Origin of the sequence: Pantoea sp. V106_11 (genome assembly GCF_029967885.1) — a bacterium.
GTDB classification, from domain to species: domain Bacteria; phylum Pseudomonadota; class Gammaproteobacteria; order Enterobacterales; family Enterobacteriaceae; genus Pantoea; species Pantoea ananatis.
The window spans coordinates 31,056-47,940 of the sequence record NZ_JASCAK010000030.1; the positions used below are offsets into that span (position 1 = coordinate 31,056).

Annotated in this window: 17 protein-coding genes; 13 read left to right on the top strand and 4 right to left on the bottom strand. The window is 53.6% G+C overall.

Translation table 11 applies throughout. The features are described from left to right. Nucleotides 1-36: 36 nt before the first annotated feature. A complete protein-coding gene (locus QLG08_RS13925) occupies nt 37-849 on the bottom strand; it encodes an alkaline phosphatase family protein (protein WP_014595057.1) in 813 nt (270 codons plus the stop codon). 627 nt (nt 850-1,476) lie between these two features. Between QLG08_RS13925 and psiE the strand changes: the two genes are divergently transcribed. From psiE to ubiA, 3 genes are all read left to right on the top strand, one after another. Continuing rightward, nucleotides 1,477-1,887: a phosphate-starvation-inducible protein PsiE gene (gene psiE / locus QLG08_RS13930; RefSeq protein WP_013024151.1), complete on the top strand. Its 411-nt coding sequence runs from the start codon at nt 1,477-1,479 to the stop codon at nt 1,885-1,887. Between the two features lie 84 nt (nt 1,888-1,971). Next, complete coding sequence (ubiC, locus tag QLG08_RS13935; protein ID WP_013024152.1) at nt 1,972-2,484, top strand: chorismate lyase; 513 nt, start codon at nt 1,972-1,974, stop codon at nt 2,482-2,484. An 11-nt stretch (nt 2,485-2,495) separates the two neighbouring features. Then, nucleotides 2,496-3,380 carry a 4-hydroxybenzoate octaprenyltransferase gene (gene ubiA, locus QLG08_RS13940; RefSeq protein ID WP_013024153.1) on the top strand — a complete coding sequence of 295 codons (885 nt, stop codon included), beginning with the start codon at nt 2,496-2,498 and terminating at the stop codon, nt 3,378-3,380. Between the two features lie 129 nt (nt 3,381-3,509). On the opposite strand, the gene plsB is transcribed toward ubiA, so the two are convergent. Continuing rightward, nucleotides 3,510-5,936, bottom strand: a complete 2,427-nt coding sequence (gene plsB, locus QLG08_RS13945) for a glycerol-3-phosphate 1-O-acyltransferase PlsB (protein WP_282472979.1) — start codon at nt 5,934-5,936, stop codon at nt 3,510-3,512. Between the two features lie 128 nt (nt 5,937-6,064). On the opposite strand from plsB, the gene QLG08_RS13950 reads away from it, so the two are divergent. The 4 genes from QLG08_RS13950 (at nt 6,065) to QLG08_RS13965 (ending at nt 8,971) form a co-directional block, all read left to right on the top strand. Further along, nucleotides 6,065-6,433 carry a diacylglycerol kinase gene (locus QLG08_RS13950; protein ID WP_013024155.1) on the top strand — a complete coding sequence of 123 codons (369 nt, stop codon included), beginning with the start codon at nt 6,065-6,067 and terminating at the stop codon, nt 6,431-6,433. Between the two features lie 106 nt (nt 6,434-6,539). Beyond that, nucleotides 6,540-7,154: a transcriptional repressor LexA gene (gene lexA, locus QLG08_RS13955; RefSeq protein ID WP_014595061.1), complete on the top strand. Its 615-nt coding sequence runs from the start codon at nt 6,540-6,542 to the stop codon at nt 7,152-7,154. Nucleotides 7,155-7,264: 110 nt separating this feature from the next. Beyond that, nucleotides 7,265-8,587, top strand: coding sequence for an MATE family efflux transporter DinF (gene dinF, locus QLG08_RS13960; RefSeq protein ID WP_238493287.1), 1,323 nt, complete (start codon nt 7,265-7,267; stop codon nt 8,585-8,587). A 171-nt stretch (nt 8,588-8,758) separates the two neighbouring features. Next, a complete protein-coding gene (locus QLG08_RS13965) occupies nt 8,759-8,971 on the top strand; it encodes a CsbD family protein (protein WP_014606944.1) in 213 nt (70 codons plus the stop codon). A 70-nt stretch (nt 8,972-9,041) separates the two neighbouring features. On the opposite strand, the gene zur is transcribed toward QLG08_RS13965, so the two are convergent. Further along, nucleotides 9,042-9,563, bottom strand: a complete 522-nt coding sequence (gene zur, locus QLG08_RS13970; protein ID WP_013024159.1) for a zinc uptake transcriptional repressor Zur — start codon at nt 9,561-9,563, stop codon at nt 9,042-9,044. A gap of 428 nt (nt 9,564-9,991) precedes the next feature. Between zur and QLG08_RS13975 the strand changes: the two genes are divergently transcribed. From QLG08_RS13975 to pspG, 3 genes are all read left to right on the top strand, one after another. Then, nucleotides 9,992-11,263 carry a conjugal transfer protein TraF gene (locus QLG08_RS13975; protein ID WP_013024160.1) on the top strand — a complete coding sequence of 424 codons (1,272 nt, stop codon included), beginning with the start codon at nt 9,992-9,994 and terminating at the stop codon, nt 11,261-11,263. Between the two features lie 98 nt (nt 11,264-11,361). Next, the gene (dusA, locus tag QLG08_RS13980) at nt 11,362-12,357 is read left to right on the top strand and encodes a tRNA dihydrouridine(20/20a) synthase DusA (RefSeq protein ID WP_238493286.1); all 996 of its coding nucleotides are present in this window, start codon (nt 11,362-11,364) and stop codon (nt 12,355-12,357) included. A 162-nt stretch (nt 12,358-12,519) separates the two neighbouring features. Then, nucleotides 12,520-12,786, top strand: coding sequence for an envelope stress response protein PspG (pspG, locus tag QLG08_RS13985; RefSeq protein WP_014606942.1), 267 nt, complete (start codon nt 12,520-12,522; stop codon nt 12,784-12,786). A 181-nt stretch (nt 12,787-12,967) separates the two neighbouring features. Here the strand turns inward: pspG and QLG08_RS13990 are convergent, their stop codons facing one another. Next, nucleotides 12,968-13,951: a quinone oxidoreductase gene (locus tag QLG08_RS13990; RefSeq protein WP_014606941.1), complete on the bottom strand. Its 984-nt coding sequence runs from the start codon at nt 13,949-13,951 to the stop codon at nt 12,968-12,970. 96 nt (nt 13,952-14,047) lie between these two features. Here QLG08_RS13990 and dnaB point away from each other — a divergent pair, with 96 nt between their 5' ends. From dnaB to QLG08_RS14005, 3 genes are all read left to right on the top strand, one after another. Beyond that, nucleotides 14,048-15,454 (top strand): replicative DNA helicase, encoded by a 1,407-nt coding sequence (gene dnaB / locus QLG08_RS13995; protein ID WP_013024164.1) that lies wholly within the window; start codon nt 14,048-14,050, stop codon nt 15,452-15,454. Nucleotides 15,455-15,579: 125 nt separating this feature from the next. Then, nucleotides 15,580-16,071 carry an Lrp/AsnC family transcriptional regulator gene (locus tag QLG08_RS14000; protein WP_013024165.1) on the top strand — a complete coding sequence of 164 codons (492 nt, stop codon included), beginning with the start codon at nt 15,580-15,582 and terminating at the stop codon, nt 16,069-16,071. A 195-nt stretch (nt 16,072-16,266) separates the two neighbouring features. Further along, nucleotides 16,267-16,881: a YitT family protein gene (locus QLG08_RS14005; RefSeq protein ID WP_013024166.1), complete on the top strand. Its 615-nt coding sequence runs from the start codon at nt 16,267-16,269 to the stop codon at nt 16,879-16,881. The last annotated feature ends 4 nt before the right edge of the window (nt 16,882-16,885 follow it).

Genomic DNA, 16,885 nt, shown 5'->3' on the forward strand with positions numbered 1-16,885 from the left:
CTTAACCCTTCCGCCGCACGGGGAAGGGTGCCAGCTTCAGTATGCTGAGCCCGCCAGCAGGGCATGATGGACTGGCTTATCATGGGGCACATCAAGCAGTGAACACAGGGTGCCACAAAGCTCGGTTTGTTGAGGTGCCAGGCCGGGCCTTAGCGAGAATCCCTCGCCAAACACAAACAGGGGAACGGTCGTTTCTTCTGGCAGCATGCCACCGTGCGACCGGTCGTCGTTCATCCCGTGGTCGGCCGTGACGACGACCTGATAGCCTTCTGCCAGCCAGCCGGGCATCCACTGCGACAGATAGCCATCCGCCATGCGCGCGCGGTTACGGTACTGCGCAGAAGATAGGCCATGCTGATGTCCGGCATGATCGATATTCATCGGATGAATCAGCAGGAAATCCGGGTTGTAACGTAACCGAAGACTCTCGGCATCTTCAAACAGGTGCGAGTCTGGATAGCTGTCATCGACGTAAAAATGACCAAACTGAACAGGCAGGGTCGGGGCCTCAGTGTGGCGATCGCGTGCCGGGACGAAAGGGGTGCGGTTATACAGCTCGCTTATCCAGTGGTAAGCGGCGGCGGCGGTGGTCAGTCCGGCATCGCGCGCATAGTGAAACACACTGCGTTCGCGGCTCATACGGTTAACGTCGTTATGAATGATGCCACTCTGCACCGGCGCAACGCCGGTCAGAATACATTCATACAGCGGACGTGACAGCGAGGGTAGCTCGCAGGTCAGGCTGTAATAATGCCCTCTGTCCTGGGCGCATTCCGCATGCAGGTAACCCATAGCATGTTGAGCAACGTAGTGACTCAGGCCGTCCAAAATCACCAAAATCGTTTTCATGTTTTCTCCTTGCTGCGCCGCTGAATTTGCGCGTCTGAGCCCTCAGGGATCACTGTGAGGTTATCTGACGCGGTGACAGGCTTTGATTTCACGTCTCATTACCGCCTGCGCAGGATCTATTTTGATAGTGTGCGCACACTAACTTATTGCGAGCCGTCTGCTTTCTGGTGACGTCTCGCGTACTGCATCGCGTTTTTTGCGGCCACCTGACTCTGCTCACTGCTAGAGGACAGAAGCTACGCGCCAGCTCAGGGCAGTAAACGCCTTCATCCAGAGGCGCCGGTGAAAGCATTGTCTGACGCCGTCGTTCGCAAAAGCCGAGCCAATGTAGTCTGCGGATATGAAAAATGGATGACAGGCTTAACAATCCGCGGCACGGCGAAAATCAGCCGCCGTAACGGGCCGATGTGAGCCGCCGTAACACAGCAATAAAAAACCGGCCTGTACAGCTGTGTCATTCCGCCTTAGGGAGACGGAATTCACCCTGCCTGACAGGGAACACTGCACGTCTCAACGTTGTGTCGGAGAGGGCAGCGGATGCGGTAAGCCTGACGGCTATATTGTGATTTAGGTCACACTAAAGCATGATAACGCTAACCGAACTCCATTCGATTCTCGAGGCGTGACATGAGTGATAAAAATCCTGCAGCACAGAAGATTGCGCGCCTGATGCAGTGGGTGCTGAACGCGGGGCTGTTGATCCTGGCCTTCATTTTGATGGTATTTTTGGGCAAGGAGACGGTACATCTGGCCAATGTGCTGTTTAGCACCGGTGAGCAGGCGTCCTCCTACCTGCTAATTGAGGGCATTGTGATTTATTTTCTCTACTTTGAGTTCATTGCACTCATCGTGAAGTACTTTCAGTCGGGCTACCATTTTCCCTTGCGCTATTTTGTCTATATCGGGATTACGGCCATCATCAGGCTGATCATCGTCGACCATAAAAATCCCTTTGATACGCTGTGCTACTCTGCGGCCATCCTGCTGCTAGTGATCACGCTGTGGCTGGCAAACAGTAACCGGCTTAAACGCGAGTAATCACGTTCTCAGCATTCAGGACGGGTGTTCCTCGTATCGCTCTGCGCTAAACTACCGCTCTGAAAATTTTTAGGGGAAAGTGCCATGACGCAAGACCCGCTCCGTTCGTTACGTTCACTTAACTGGCTGGCGCTGGACGATGCCGCATTGACGCAACCGCTTCGTGACTGGCTAATGGAAGAGGATTCCATGACGCGACGCTTTGAACAGCATTGCCAGAAGGTCAGGGTGGAACCTGTACGTGAGGACTTTATCTCCGCCGATGAACTCGGCGATGAAGGGGCATTACTCCCTGCCGATCAGCGTTTCTGGCTGCGAGAAGTCATTCTCTACGGGGATGAGGAACCTTGGCTGGCAGGGCGCACGCTGGTGCCAGAAAGTACCCTCAACGGCCCGGAAGCGATGTTACAGCAACTCGGTACGCGCCCGCTGGGGCGTTATCTGTTCTCGTCATCAACGCTGACCCGCGATTTCATTGAGCCTGGCCGCGTTGATGCGCTCTGGGGACGCCGCTCGCGCCTGCGACTGTCAGGGAAACCGCTGCTGTTAACGGAACTGTTTTTACCGGCTTCGCCGCTCTATCGTGATCAAGGTTAAGGGTTTGACCTGTGCAGAACAAACAAAACATGACGAAATGGCAGGCTTATAGCCGCCTGATGCGCATTGATAAGCCGATTGGCGCTCTGCTGCTGCTGTGGCCAACATTGTGGGCGCTGTGGTTGGCAAAGATGGCTGTTCCGCCCCTACACATACTGGCGGTGTTTGTCGCCGGGGTATTTGTTATGCGCGCCGCAGGCTGTGTCATCAATGATTATGCCGATCGCAAGGTCGATGGTCATGTCGAGCGCACGAAGCACCGGCCGCTGGCAAGCGGTGCCGTCACCGCGAAAGAGGCCAAATACTTATTTGTGGTATTAGGACTGATTGCCTTTGCCTTGGTGCTGAGCATGAACCTGATGACCATCATGCTCTCGGTCGTGGGCCTGGCACTGGCCTGGGTCTATCCGTTTATGAAGCGCTATACGCATTTGCCGCAGGTGGTGCTTGGCGCGGCGTTTGGCTGGGCGATTCCCATGGCATGGTCGGCAGTTAGTGAGTCCTTACCTCTTGTCTGCTGGCTGGTATTTCTGGCTAACATTTGCTGGACGGTGGCCTATGACACGCAATATGCCATGGTCGATCGCGATGATGACCTGAAGATTGGCGTTAAATCAACGGCGATACTGTTTGGCCGCTACGACAAATTCATTATTGGTTTGCTGCAGTTGGCGACGCTGGTACTCATGGCGTGGGTAGGGATGATTCTGGATCTGAACGGGGCGTTTTACTGGACACTATTGCTGGCTGGCGGGCTGTTTGTTTATCAGCAAAAGCTGATCGCAGAGCGCGATCGCCAGGCCTGTTTCCGCGCTTTTCTGAACAACAACTACGTAGGACTGGTTCTGTTTCTGGGCGTGCTGATGAATACGCCGCCGTTTTCACAGCTTCTTTAAACGCCATTGACAGGACATCACAGCCAGCTTGTGGATTGGAAAGTGGGTCAAAGCGGGTAGTTGCGCCATGCCAGCACGCGGATAAAAAAGGCGACCTCAATGGTCGCCTTTTTCGTTGTCGCTGACTCGTTAATCGTGCGCGACAGCGCTCTCAATGGTCATGCGTACATCGCTGGTAACCAGCTCAGCCAGGATATGCCAGGTCGCCAGCGTCTGCGCCACGTCTGCATCGCCACTGTCGCTGATATAGCCTTCATCACGCAGTGTGAGCACCAGTGAGGAGAACACCGCTTTATCAAAGAACTCCGGCGCGTTGATGCCGTGCAACACGCTCAGACGCTGCGCCAGGGTACGACTCTCTTTTTCCAGCGTGCCACGGTTGATGGTGGGCTTGGCACTCAGGATGGAGAAAGTAATGGCGTAGCGCTGCAGCGTCTCACGTACACCTGCGGCCAGCAGTTGAAGCGTACGGTAACGCGCGGTATTGAACGACAGCAGGCCCGCTTCAATGGTAATCAGCCCCTGACGCGTCAGTTCCTGGCACAAATCAGTGAGCAACTGCGGCAGTTGGTCATTGCTCCAGCGCAGGAACAGTTCGCTCTTCAGCATGGGGTAAATCAGACTGACCTGACGCAGCAGTTCGGTTTCGCTCAGATTACGGTGCTGCTGCACAATCGCCGCAATCAGCGCTGGCATCACCAGCATATGATGAATGTTATTACGGTAGTAGGTCATCAGCACGGCCTGCTCGCGCGGCAGAATAATGATGTCACCAATACTGTCTTTCTCACTCTCGAACTTGTTCATGCTAAGGGCATGGTCCAGCAAGGCTTCGGCGGACATGTCTGGCAATGTTGCATCCGGTGAGTAGGGCACATTGCGCAGCAACTGGGTGTAGCACTCCAGTTGCTCAATCAGCTGCTCGCGAGTTAGTGAGCGCTGACGTGAAGCAAGCAGGGCGGTCACGCACAGGTTCATGGCATTCGCCGCGCCGGCTTCATTGATTCGCACCATGATGGTGGCCGCGATATCATTCGCCGTTGGGGTTAACCAACCCGGGCGTTGGGCTTCAATGGGATCGATAGAATCCCGCCATTCAGGAACGCGCTTGTTCAGATAATTTATCAGCGGCAGCGGCTCACCAAAATTCACGTATCCCTGGCCGAGGTTACGCAGCTTGCGCAAGCCGCGCACCATCTGCATAAAGCCTTCTTTCTCTTTAACGGCACCGCGCAGTTCTTTCGCGTAGGTTCCCACTTCCATGACGTGTTCATAGCCGATGTAAATAGGCACTAACGTGATAGGGCGCGTACCGCCGCGCAACATGGCCTGCAGCGTCATGGATAACGTCCCGGTTTTAGGATCCAGCAGTCGGCCAGTACGTGAACGGCCGCCTTCAACGAAGTACTCGACGGAATAGCCGCGGGTAAAAAGCTCGCCCAGATATTCGCGGAAAACGGTGGAGTAGAGCTTGTTGCCCTTAAAGGTACGGCGAATAAAGAAGGCACCCAGACGGCGGAAAATCGGCCCGGCAGGCCAGAAATTCAGGTTAATACCGGCGGCGATGTGCGGCGGTACCAGCCCCTGGTGATACAGCACGTAAGACAGCAGCAGGTAATCCATGTGGCTGCGGTGGCAGGGCACATAAACGATCTCGTGTCCGTCCTGCGCCAACTGACGCACGCGCTCACCGCCGTTCACATTGATACCCTGATAGAGGCGGCTCCAGAGCCAGCCCATTACCCGGTCCGTCACGCGAATGGCTTCATAGGAGAAGTTGGCGGCAATCTCTTCCATTATCTCGATGGCGTTCTGCTGCGCTTTCTCATGGGAAATCTTTTTACTGCGTGCTTCGTCTTCTACCGCTTTTTCAATCGCCTTCGATTGCAGCAGGCGGTTGAACAAATCCTGGCGCGCGGGAAGGCGCGGGCCAACAGCCGCCAGACGCTGACGGGCAAAGTGGATACGGGCAACCCGGGCCAGTTTCTGGGCGATGGATTTATCCGTGCCGTGCTCAGTCGCCATACGACGCAGAGAGACGGTCGGTGAGAAGCGCACAAAACTGTCACGTCCATGCCAGAGCACGGCAAAGAATTTTTGTACGCCGTTAAGCAAGCGCAAATGCGGTGGATTGTCTTCACCCTGCACTTCCCGGCCAGGTGCACGACCAAACATAACTGAAACCGGTAACATCTGAATATCAAGCTCAGGATTACTGCGGTGCAGATCAAGATATTCGTGGAAGATTTTTACCGACTCGACGCTGGGCACGAAATAGGGGAACACGCGCGGACCGTCGTGAATAAAGACATGGCGCGGCAACAGGGCCCCGTCAATCTCCAGTGGTGAGAGCGGATCGGGCAGATCGTGCCGGATGCACTGCGCACGCAAAGTGAGGAGATCGGCCTTTGAATCATAAGGCAGGACATACATAATAGGCCGGGTAGGATCCAGCCCATGTTCGGATACGGGATCGGCCGGAATGGCCTTACTCTTTACCAGAAACGAAAGGGGTAAATTCAGTAATTTATAAAAAAGTATACGCCAACCTGACATAGACAATATGAAGCCTCTTGTTAGCAAAGCGGCGCAAGCTTATCAGAAAGCGCAGCAAAAATCTGTGACAGCGACAATTGTGCGCTGCCCAATATTGACGTCAATCCTTTGAAAAGAGTTCCTTTATTATGACAAATAATGCCACCGGCCTTAACCGTATTGTGAAAGCGGCCGGCTATTCATGGCAAGGTCTGCGTGCTGCCTGGCAGCACGAAGCCGCTTTTCGTCAGGAAGCGGTTGCCGCAGTGGTGGCGATTATCCTGGCCTGCTGGCTGGATGTCGATACTGTTTCGCGCATCCTGATGATTGGTTCTGTCGTGCTGGTGATTATTGTCGAAGTCCTGAACAGCGCGATAGAAGCCGTGGTAGACCGCACAGGCCAGGAGCGTCATCCGCTTGCCGGGCGGGCAAAAGACATGGGATCCGCTGCCGTTTTTATCGCAATATTACTGGCCCTTTTTGTCTGGGGAACGCTGCTTTGGTCGCATTTGCGATAAGCGTTCCATCTCGGCTCAAATAACTGATTTTGACCTGAGTTTTGGTTTCCATTTCACCAATACCTGTATATACTCACAGCGACTGTATAAACAACCAGGGGGCGGGATGAAAGCATTAACCAGCAGGCAGCAACAGGTCTACGACTTGATTCGCGACCACATTAATCAAACAGGCATGCCGCCAACGCGTGCAGAAATTGCTGCACAACTCGGTTTTCGTTCGCCCAATGCGGCCGAAGAACACCTGAAAGCACTGGCGCGTAAAGGCGTGATTGAAATTGTCTCTGGTGCGTCCCGCGGTATCCGTTTGTTAATGGAAGAAGAGCCATCAGAGGGCCTGCCGCTGATCGGTCGTGTTGCCGCCGGTGAGCCATTACTGGCCCAGGAACACATTGAAACGCATTACAAAGTGGATCCCGACATGTTCAAGCCTTCAGCGGATTTCCTGCTGCGCGTAAGCGGTATGTCAATGAAAGACATCGGCATCATGGATGGCGATCTGCTGGCCGTACACAAAACGCAGGACGTGCGCAATGGTCAGGTTGTGGTGGCGCGCATCGATGACGAAGTCACGGTAAAACGCTGGAAAAAGCAGGGTTCTGTGGTGCATCTCTTACCTGAAAACAATGATTTCGAGCCTATCGTTGTTGACACCCGTGCCCAGTCACTGACCGTTGAAGGTCTGGCCGTGGGCATTGTGCGTAACGGTGAGTGGCTGTAAAACCGGTTAAGATTGTCGGCTTTCGTCAATCTTACTATTCCCCTGCTTGTCCTTACTTTTCCGCTGTGGGTTGACCTGAAACCCCGGCGGTTCATCGCACGGATTCACGAATGCGCTTTCTGACGGCTACCGATAAAAAACTGTGGCGGTTAGCGCTGCCCATGATCCTGTCAAATATTACGGTTCCTTTGCTCGGCCTGGTCGATACGGCCGTTATTGGCCATCTCGACAGTCCGATCTATCTGGGCGGCGTCGCCGTCGGCACGACCGTCACCAGCTTTGTCTTCATGTTGCTGCTTTTTCTACGCATGAGCACTACGGGCTTAACGGCACAGGCATTCGGTGCGGGCGATAAGACCGCGCTGGCGCGTGCGCTGACACAGCCACTGATCATCGCCCTGGTGGTCGGCATCCTGTTTATCTTCCTCCGCTATCCCGTCACCGCATTGGCGACCCGCTTTGTTGGTGGGGATCCGTCGGTGCTGGAACAGGCTGCCCTGTTTATTCATATTCGCTGGCTCAGCGCGCCCGCAACGCTGGCTAACCTGGTAATCCTGGGCTGGCTGCTGGGCGTTCAGTATGCCCGGGCACCCGTCATCCTGCTGGTGGTGGGGAATGTCATCAATATTCTGTTAGATCTTTGGTTGGTTCTGGGACTGCACTGGGGCGTGGCCGGTGCTGCCACCGCCACCGCGCTGGCAGAATACGCGACGTTGCTGGTCGGTATGGTAATGGTGTGGCGCGTATTAAGGCTCCGTGGTATCAGGTTTGATATGCTCGCCCGCAGCTGGCGTGGCGATATTCACCGCCTTCTTCGCCTTAATCGCGATATCTTACTGCGCTCATTGCTCTTGCAGCTCTGCTTTGCCTCGCTGACCGTACTGGGTGCCCGTATTGGCCCGGATGTGGTAGCGGTAAATGCTATCCTTCTGATGTTTATTACTTTTACCGCTTATGCCCTGGACGGCTTTGCCTATGCCGTCGAGGCCTTTGCTGGCGAAGCACACGGGGCAAAAGACGGTAGCCGACTGCAGCAGGTATGGTTGTCTGCCTGTCGCCAGGCCCTGTTAGTGGCGCTGTTTTTCTCGCTGGCCTATGCTTTTTTTGGCTATCAGATCGTGACTTTGCTGACTTCTATTCGTGCACTGCAAGAGGCGGCCGATAGTTTTCTGATTTGGCAGATGGTGTTACCGCTGATCGGCGTCTGGTGCTATCTGCTGGATGGCATGTTTATTGGCGCAACGCGGGGCAGAGAAATGCGTAACAGCATGGCAGTGGCTGCGCTGGGTTACTTCCTGACGCTCACGACACTGCCTTGGCTGGGCAACCATGGTTTGTGGCTGGCTATCGCCGTTTTCCTGGCCCTGCGCGGCTTATCCTTGTGGCTGGTCTGGCGTAAGCACTGGCGTAATGGCACCTGGTTCAATGCCTGACCGCTCAGCCGGAATTATGACGCAGGATACATAATATTTTCATTTTTTCCGGCAATCCTGAGATTACCTACTACAATTAACTTTGAATGGCGCTGATGACCAGCGCTTTATATCGTGATTTTGCTTAACTGCAAGATAATGCGAAACCGAAGGATAACGTGGAGGTCTGCAATGAATAAAGACGAAGCGAGTGGTAACTGGAAACAGTTCAAAGGAAAAATGAAAGAGAAATGGGGCAAGCTGACCGATGATGACATGCAAGTCATTGAAGGTAAACGCGATCAGCTGGTCGGTAAAATCCAGGAACGTTACGGCTACGCAAAAGAAGAAGCGGAGAAGGAAGTAACGGCCTGGGAAGGTTCTAACAAAGATTACCGCTGGTAATCACGCTTTTCAGGGACGCTCCTACCCGGGTCGGTACGCTCATGCCGGCCACCGCACAAGGATGTGCAAACTAGCTCCGCTTACCGCGCTTTTTCCCTTCAGTGTGATGGTCGTGATCACAATGTTCATGCTGTTCACACGCCTCAACTTCAGCACAGTTCTCACATAAGCCATGCGCTTCGATCACGCTATTTCTGAGGATAAAATGGGCTTCCTCAGCCAAAGAGGCGATGATCTGCTCCGCGCCCTGAGCCTGCTTTTCGGTCACGCCAGCACAGCGATCGCACACCAGCATAACCGACGTGTGTGCAGGCGCTTCGAAGTGATGGCACATTACGTAGCTGTTATTTGATTCCACCCGATGAATAAATCCCTGCTCTAGCAGGAAATCCAGCGCGCGATAAACGGTGGGCGGTTTTGCCTGTGGCTCGCTAACCCGCAGCTGATCAAGCAGATCATAGGCACTGATTGAGCCAGGCTGTCCGGCCATCAACCTCAGCACTTCTGCTCGCTGTGTTGTCAGGCGGACACCGCGCTGTAAACACAGCTTCTCAGCCTGGGTCATAATTTGCTCTGGCGTCATGGTTGACATGAAAGTTCTCCGCTGGACAGGTGATGTTATCTTATCACAATAATTATGTTGACGCTGAACCTCGCCAGGAGTCCCTAAGCCTGCCTTTTTGGCCGCTTTTACCCCCTGTTTTCCCCCGGCAACAACCCGCCTGAGACCAGTGTATTTCAGAATGTTTATAGATATTTTTTACTTTTACTTTACATCTCACTGAGTTAAGCACTAATGTTTAAATGTTCTTAATAAAGTGCTGGCTCAGACCGGATTTGCCTGAGGCTTTTCTGGCGGTAACTGCACATATCGGATCGAAAAATAATCAATTCACGGAATTGCGCCACTATTTACTCTGAATTCACAGCAATAAAGCGTTAGCAATCCTCCACAATGGAGCTAACAAACTATTCAGTCGTTAATGTTTTGACGGCAATATTTCAGGTGATGATAAGCAAATGGCAAAATTAACCGTACCACGTTCCGTTCTGGTTTTTCCTGCAGTGTTCAATGCCCTGGTTTTTTCATCTTCCGCGCTGGCCGCAGGAACCTGGTATGATGCCCGTAACGATGCCATGGGTGGAACAGGCGTGGCGTCGTCGACCTACGGATCAGCCGTTCTGGCCAACCCGGCCTTGATGACCAAAGCGAAACCTGATGACGATGTCAGCATCATTATTCCCAGTGCCGGTGCACAAATCACCGACAAAGACAAGATGGTCGATAAGATCGATAACATCACTGACACAGTGAATCGCTATCAGGATCTGTTCGAAAATGCATCGGGGTTTGAGCTATTGCGTCGTATTCCTGAGATACAGGCCGCGTCAGGCGACTTGGCGAATACGCTCCGGGACTTACGCGGTAACAAAGCCAATGCCACAGCGGGCGTGGCGATCGCCGTAACCATCCCTAACGAAACCCTGCCTTTTGCTTTTGTGACTAAGGCTTACGGTACAGCACATGTACGCGCAAACGTAAAAGAGGGCGACATTGTCATACTGCAGGGCGTTGCTGATGGCTCCTTTGCAGGTATTCCTGGTGGTCCCTTTGGGCTGGCTAATATCCAAAACTTACTGGGTTCCAGTGCCAATGGGCTGGCTGCACTGAATACGGATTATGGTATTGCCGTTGCGCATGAATTCACCATCGCCGGTCAGCCGGTTTCAATTGGCATTACACCCAAGCTGCAAAAAACCTGGCTGTATAACTATTCCGCCAGCGTCTATAACTACGACAAAAACGATTTACGCGATGGCCGCTACCGCAGCACGGAAAGTGGCTTCAACATTGATGCCGGCATGGCAACGGTGTTTGCTGAAAACTGGACGCTGGGCGTGACCGGACAAAACCTGGTTTCCCGCGATCTGGAAACGAAAGAAGTCAACGGCTACCGCGATACTTACGAAATCCGCCCATTAGTGACCGCGGGTTTAGCCTGGGATAAAGGTCCCGTTACCCTGACAGGCGATGTTGACCTCACTGAAACCCATCGCTTTAAATCGCAGGAAAACAGCCAGTACGCTGGCGTCGGTGCGGAATACCGTGTACTGGACTGGCTGCAGTTACGTGCTGGTTACCGCGCGGACATGCGTTCGACTGATGAAAACGTAGCCACAGCCGGTTTCGGCCTGTCACCATTCAATAATTCTGTGCACCTGGATCTGGCGGGTTCGGTAGGCCAAAACAATACCTGGGGCGCGATGGCTCAGCTCGGATTTAATTTCTAATCTCCGCCATTTAAGGGCGGGCGATACCTTGTCGCCCGCCCTTATGCTATCCTTGCGCAGAATATCATCACTGTTAACCACCGGACCGACTGCGCTTCATGACCGATACTTTTTCATCCCAACGCTTCTCCATTGCCCCCATGCTCGACTGGACTGACCGTCACTGTCGCTATTTCCATCGCCAGCTTACGGCTGACGCGCTGCTGTATACCGAGATGGTCACGACGGGCGCGATTATTCACGGCAAAGGCGATTATCTGGCATACAGCGAACAGGAGCACCCGGTCGCGTTGCAGTTGGGCGGCAGCGATCCCGCAGCCCTGGCGCAGTGTGCGGCGCTGGCAGAGCAGCGCGGTTACGATGAGGTGAACCTCAATGTCGGTTGCCCGTCAGACCGGGTACAGAATGGTCGTTTTGGCGCCTGCCTGATGGCGGAAGCTGGCTTAGTGGCTGACGGCATCAAAGCGATGCGCGATGTGGTGGATATCCCGGTAACGGTTAAAACGCGCATCGGCATTGACGATCAGGACAGCTATGCTTTCCTTACCGACTTTATCGGCACGGTTGCCGAACGCGGTGGTTGTGACACCTTTATTATCCATGCCCGCAAAGCCTGGCTTTCCGGACTCAGCCCGAAAGAGAACCGTGAGATCCCACCGCTGGATTATCCACGTGTTTACCAGTTAAAACGCGATTTCCCTCAGTTAACGATTGCGATTAACGGCGGCGTTAAAACGCTTGAAGAAGCGAAAACGCATCTTCAGCATCTGGATGGCGTCATGATGGGCCGCGAAGCCTATCAAAACCCCGGTATCCTCGCACAGGTGGATCGTGAATTATTTGGCCGCGACCGTCCTGCTGTCGATCCGGTTGCGGTGGTGCGCGCGATGTATCCTTATATCGAGGCAGAACTGTCGAAAGGCACCTATCTCGGCCATGTCACGCGCCATATGTTGGGCCTGTTCCAGGGCATTCCTGGTGCACGTCAGTGGCGTCGTCATCTTAGTGAAAATGCGCACAAACCTGGCGCTGACGTCCGCGTGCTGGAGGCGGCGCTGGCGTTGGTCGCCGACAAAATTCCTCAGGAAGCCTAGTTCTGCCAAACCAGCCATCAGGCTGGTTTTTTTAACACCATAATTTGGTGAATTTCATCATCTTTGGGCTGGGGCTATTCTGTTATCTTATTTAAAATCAAAAAGTTAACCTTTGGCACGTTTCTTGTAATAAATAATCTATTGATAACGAGGAGCACCAAAATGGACATACTTTTTGTATTGGGTTTTTTCCTGATGCTGTTATTCACCGGCGTGTCCCTGTTAGGCGTCATTGCTGCCCTGATCGTCGCGACGGTGGTGATGTTTATCGGTGGCGTGTTTGCGCTTATCGTACACGTTCTGCCCTGGCTCATACTGGCGGTGGCAGCGGTGTGGCTTTATCGCCGCTTTTTTACTGATGAAGACACACGTCGACGCAACAGGCTCAAACGCCGCTTCAGCCGACTGGAAAGAGATGGCCGGTACTAAATGTGGGCGAGATCACAGGTTGAGAGATTGCCGGTAAGATAATGGCTGCGGACCATACTTTTTACTTATATTTTCTGTCAGGATGGCTCGCGTGATTTCATAATCTGTTCATCGCTTCTGCCCCTACATCAGTGCGAATGAAAAATAAAAGAAGGGCTTCCTGCGGGAAGCCCTTTTTATTTCACGGAATTAACAGGCTCGATCCGTGCGTGGCCCGGCTTTCCAGCACCTGATGTGCCTTACTGGCGTCTTTAAGGGCAAATTGTTGCTGTTCTGGCACATCGACCTTAATCGCACCGCTGGCCAGCAAAGAAAACAGCTCAGCGCTGGCTGTCTCCAGTTCCTGGCGATTGGTGATGTAACCAAACAGGGAGGGCCGGGTAACGAACAACGATCCCTTTTTGTTCAGGATACTGAGATCGATATTGGTCACCGGACCCGAAGCATTACCAAAGCTCACCATCAGCCCCTGACGGCGTAGACAGTCTAGCGAGGCCTCCCAGGTCGCTTTACCCACGGAGTCATATACCACGCCAACCTTTTCGCCTGCGGTCAGTTCCATGACGCGCTGGGCAATATCTTCTTGCTGGTAGTTAATGGTGGCCCAGGCGCCAGCATTTTTTGCCCGCGCCGCTTTTTCTGGAGAGCCGACGGTGCCAATCAGGTGTGCGCCAAGCGCTTTCGCCCATTGGCAGGCAATCAGCCCAACCCCACCGGCCGCCGCATGAAACAGGAACGTTTCATCCGGTTTTACCTTGTAGGTCTGACGAAGCAGATACTGTGTGGTCAGGCCTTTGAGGAAACTGGCGGCTGCCTGCTCAAAGCTAATTGCGTCTGGTAACAGCATCAGACGCTCTTCAGCTACATTGTGGCGTTCACTGTAAGCGCCCAGCGCCGCCTGGCAATATACGACGCGATCGCCGGGCGTAAAGCGCGTAACGGCCGAACCGACGCGGGTGACGACACCGGCCGCCTCGGTGCCCAGCCCCGAGGGAAAATGGCCCGTTGGATACAGGCCGCTGCGCACGTAGGTATCAATATAGTTAATGCCAATCGCGCGATTCTCTACCTGGATTTCATGCTCGGTGGGATCGGCAAGCTCAAAATCGACCCAGTTTAAGACCTCGGGACCGCCGTGTGCGTTGAACTGAATACGCTTTGCCATTCTTACTCCTGTGATTGTTTCATCATGAGGGTGAGGCGCGCCCCTTAACTGAGGTATACTTGCGCGTCCCCACAGAAGATCGGTAATGCATTCACTATGGCAGGAAATAAACCCACCAACAAATCGAACGAAACGCAGGATCGCCAGTTGGAAGGCGTGAAAATGCCCCCGCATTCGCTGGAAGCGGAACAGTCGGTACTGGGTGGGTTAATGCTGGATAACGAGCGCTGGGACAATGTGTCCGAACGCGTCGTGGCTAATGATTTCTTTAATCGCTCGCACCGTCTGATTTTTTCCGAGATGCAGCGCCTGCTGGAAAACAGTAAGCCAATCGATCTCATCACCCTGTCAGAATCGCTCGAAACGCGGGGCGAACTGGAAATGGCAGGCGGTTTCGCCTATCTGGCTGAGCTGGCCAAAAATACGCCCAGTGCTGCGAACATCGGCGCTTATGCCGATATCGTGCGCGAACGCGCCGTGGTGCGCGAAATGATCGCCGTGGCAAACCAGATCGCCGATGCCGGTTACGATCCACAAGGGCGCAGCAGTGAAGATCTGCTGGATTTTGCTGAGTCGAACGTATTTAAGATTGCAGAGGCGCGGGCCAATAAAGATGACGGCCCAAAGAACATCGAGCAGATTCTTGAAGCGACCGTTTCTCGCATTGAGTCGCTGTATCAGACGCCGCATGATGGTGTCACCGGAGTGGATACCGGCTACCAGGACCTGAATAAGAAAACCGCCGGGCTTCAACGGTCAGACCTGATTATTGTGGCTGCCCGTCCGTCTATGGGTAAAACCACCTTTGCCATGAACCTGTGCGAAAATGCCGCGATGCTGCAGGACAAGCCGGTTCTGATCTTCAGTCTGGAAATGCCCAGCGAGCAGATCATGATGCGTATGCTGGCTTCCTTGTCGCGCGTGGATCAAACGCGCATCCGTACCGGCCAGCTCGACGATGAAGACTGGGCGCGGATTTCAGGCACCATGGGCATCCTGCTGGAAAAGAAGAATATGTATATCGATGATTCTTCAGGCCTGACGCCAACCGAAGTGCGTTCGCGCGCGCGTCGTATCTACCGTGAGAACGGTGGACTGAGCCTGATTATGATCGACTACCTGCAGCTGATGCGCGTCCCGGCACTGTCAGATAACCGTACGCTGGAAATCGCGGAGATTTCGCGTTCACTCAAAGCGCTGGCAAAAGAGCTGAATGTGCCGGTGGTGGCCTTATCCCAGTTAAACCGCTCTCTGGAGCAGCGCGCAGATAAACGCCCGGTGAACTCCGATCTGCGTGAATCCGGATCGATCGAGCAGGATGCCGACTTGATCATGTTTATCTATCGCGATGAGGTCTACCACGAAAACAGCGATCTTAAAGGGATTGCCGAGATCATCCTGGGTAAGCAGCGTAACGGCCCCATCGGTACCGTTCGCCTCACTTTTAACGGTCAGTGGTCGCGTTTCGATAACTACGCTGGGCCGCAATACGACGACGAGTAATGCTGCTGTGTGCGGACATGCACGATCTGTGCATGTCGGCCCCCGCCGTGCGAAATAGTGTTGGACAAGCCTGCAGATAATCGGGTTATCTGTAGTAAAGCAACACTTTACGCGATGGAAACAGCATGACTCATGTAGACGATTACGATCTGAAAATCCTCACTCTGTTACAATCCAATGGCCGCCTTACTAATCAGGAACTCAGTGATTTAGTGGGTCTTTCTGCATCGCAATGCTCACGCCGCCGTATCAATCTTGAACAGGCAAACCTTATTCTTGGCTATCATGCGCGTTTGTCGCCCGACGCCGTGGGTCTTGGCATGGTTGGGCTAATCGAAGTGCGCCTGATCAACCATACTGCAGACTATGTTGAGAGCTTTCATCAAATGGTGGAACGGGAAGAGGCGATTGTTGATGCTTATAAAACCACCGGCGATGCCGACTATCTGCTTAAAGTCGCGGTAGCTGACTTAGCCTCGCTCAGTGCCTTAATCAGTCAGCTTTTAGCCGGGCACCAGAGCGTTTCCCATGTCAAAACGTCGGTCGTGCTAGGCAGACTGAAAGAGAATGGCCTGATGATGAGTGCGGAACCGGCTGCGCGCCAAAAAAGCGCATGATGTGCCATTTTGGTGCAGATTAAACGCGATAAACCGCCTGATTTTGCGCTATCTGTGCATAAAATAAGTCGGTGTTGCACGAAAGTCCCCGCCCGGACGGGCGAGAACGGTGATCTTCTGTCAACCTGTTGCCAGCGCAGCCCGGCTGGCACAGTTATTGCATCAGTGCGTCATTACCCGTACTGAGACAGCATCATGGATAACATTGTACAACCCGCTCATATTCCCCACTCTCGTCTTGAAGATGCGCTTGCGATTCTGCTCGGCACGTTAATGGTGTCGTTCGGCGTGATTATGCTGAAGCAGGCGGGCGCGCTGACCGGCAGCACGGCAGGCCTCGCGTTTTTAATCAGCTACCTGTCGCCCATGTCTTTTGGCAGCGCCTTTTTTCTCATTAACATCCCGTTTTACTGGCTGGCCGTAAAACGGATGGGCTGGGAATTTACCCTGAAAACGTTCAGTGCCGTCGGACTGGTGTCGCTTTTTACCCACCTGCACCCGCTGTTTATGCATTTTTCCGCGCTGAATCCTTTTTATGCGGCATTGTTCGGTAACGTCATCATGGGGATTGGGTTTATAGTGTTGTTTCGTCACAAAGCCAGCCTGGGTGGAATCAATATTCTGGCGCTGTGGTTACAGGATCGTTTCGATATCCGCGCAGGTAAACTGCAAATGGCGGTAGATACCTGCGTCGTGCTGGCGTCACTTTTTGTCGTCAGCCTGCCAATGTTGCTCGCGTCTGTGGCAGGCGCGGTGGTGCTTAATGTGATTATCGCAATGAACCATCGCCCCGGGCGGTACAGGGTTTAGTGGC

Coding starts and splice junctions, on each gene's coding strand:
- dnaB (WP_013024164.1), top strand. CDS start 14,048: ATGGCAGGAAATAAACCCACCAACAAATCGAACGAAACGCAGGATCGC.
- lexA (WP_014595061.1), top strand. CDS start 6,540: ATGAAAGCATTAACCAGCAGGCAGCAACAGGTCTACGACTTGATTCGC.
- dusA (WP_238493286.1), top strand. CDS start 11,362: ATGACCGATACTTTTTCATCCCAACGCTTCTCCATTGCCCCCATGCTC.
- QLG08_RS13925 (WP_014595057.1), bottom strand. CDS start 849: ATGAAAACGATTTTGGTGATTTTGGACGGCCTGAGTCACTACGTTGCT.
- pspG (WP_014606942.1), top strand. CDS start 12,520: ATGGACATACTTTTTGTATTGGGTTTTTTCCTGATGCTGTTATTCACC.
- zur (WP_013024159.1), bottom strand. CDS start 9,563: ATGTCAACCATGACGCCAGAGCAAATTATGACCCAGGCTGAGAAGCTG.
- plsB (WP_282472979.1), bottom strand. CDS start 5,936: ATGTCAGGTTGGCGTATACTTTTTTATAAATTACTGAATTTACCCCTT.
- psiE (WP_013024151.1), top strand. CDS start 1,477: ATGAGTGATAAAAATCCTGCAGCACAGAAGATTGCGCGCCTGATGCAG.
- QLG08_RS14005 (WP_013024166.1), top strand. CDS start 16,267: ATGGATAACATTGTACAACCCGCTCATATTCCCCACTCTCGTCTTGAA.
- QLG08_RS13950 (WP_013024155.1), top strand. CDS start 6,065: ATGACAAATAATGCCACCGGCCTTAACCGTATTGTGAAAGCGGCCGGC.
- ubiC (WP_013024152.1), top strand. CDS start 1,972: ATGACGCAAGACCCGCTCCGTTCGTTACGTTCACTTAACTGGCTGGCG.
- QLG08_RS13990 (WP_014606941.1), bottom strand. CDS start 13,951: ATGGCAAAGCGTATTCAGTTCAACGCACACGGCGGTCCCGAGGTCTTA.
- dinF (WP_238493287.1), top strand. CDS start 7,265: ATGCGCTTTCTGACGGCTACCGATAAAAAACTGTGGCGGTTAGCGCTG.
- QLG08_RS14000 (WP_013024165.1), top strand. CDS start 15,580: ATGACTCATGTAGACGATTACGATCTGAAAATCCTCACTCTGTTACAA.
- QLG08_RS13965 (WP_014606944.1), top strand. CDS start 8,759: ATGAATAAAGACGAAGCGAGTGGTAACTGGAAACAGTTCAAAGGAAAA.
- QLG08_RS13975 (WP_013024160.1), top strand. CDS start 9,992: ATGGCAAAATTAACCGTACCACGTTCCGTTCTGGTTTTTCCTGCAGTG.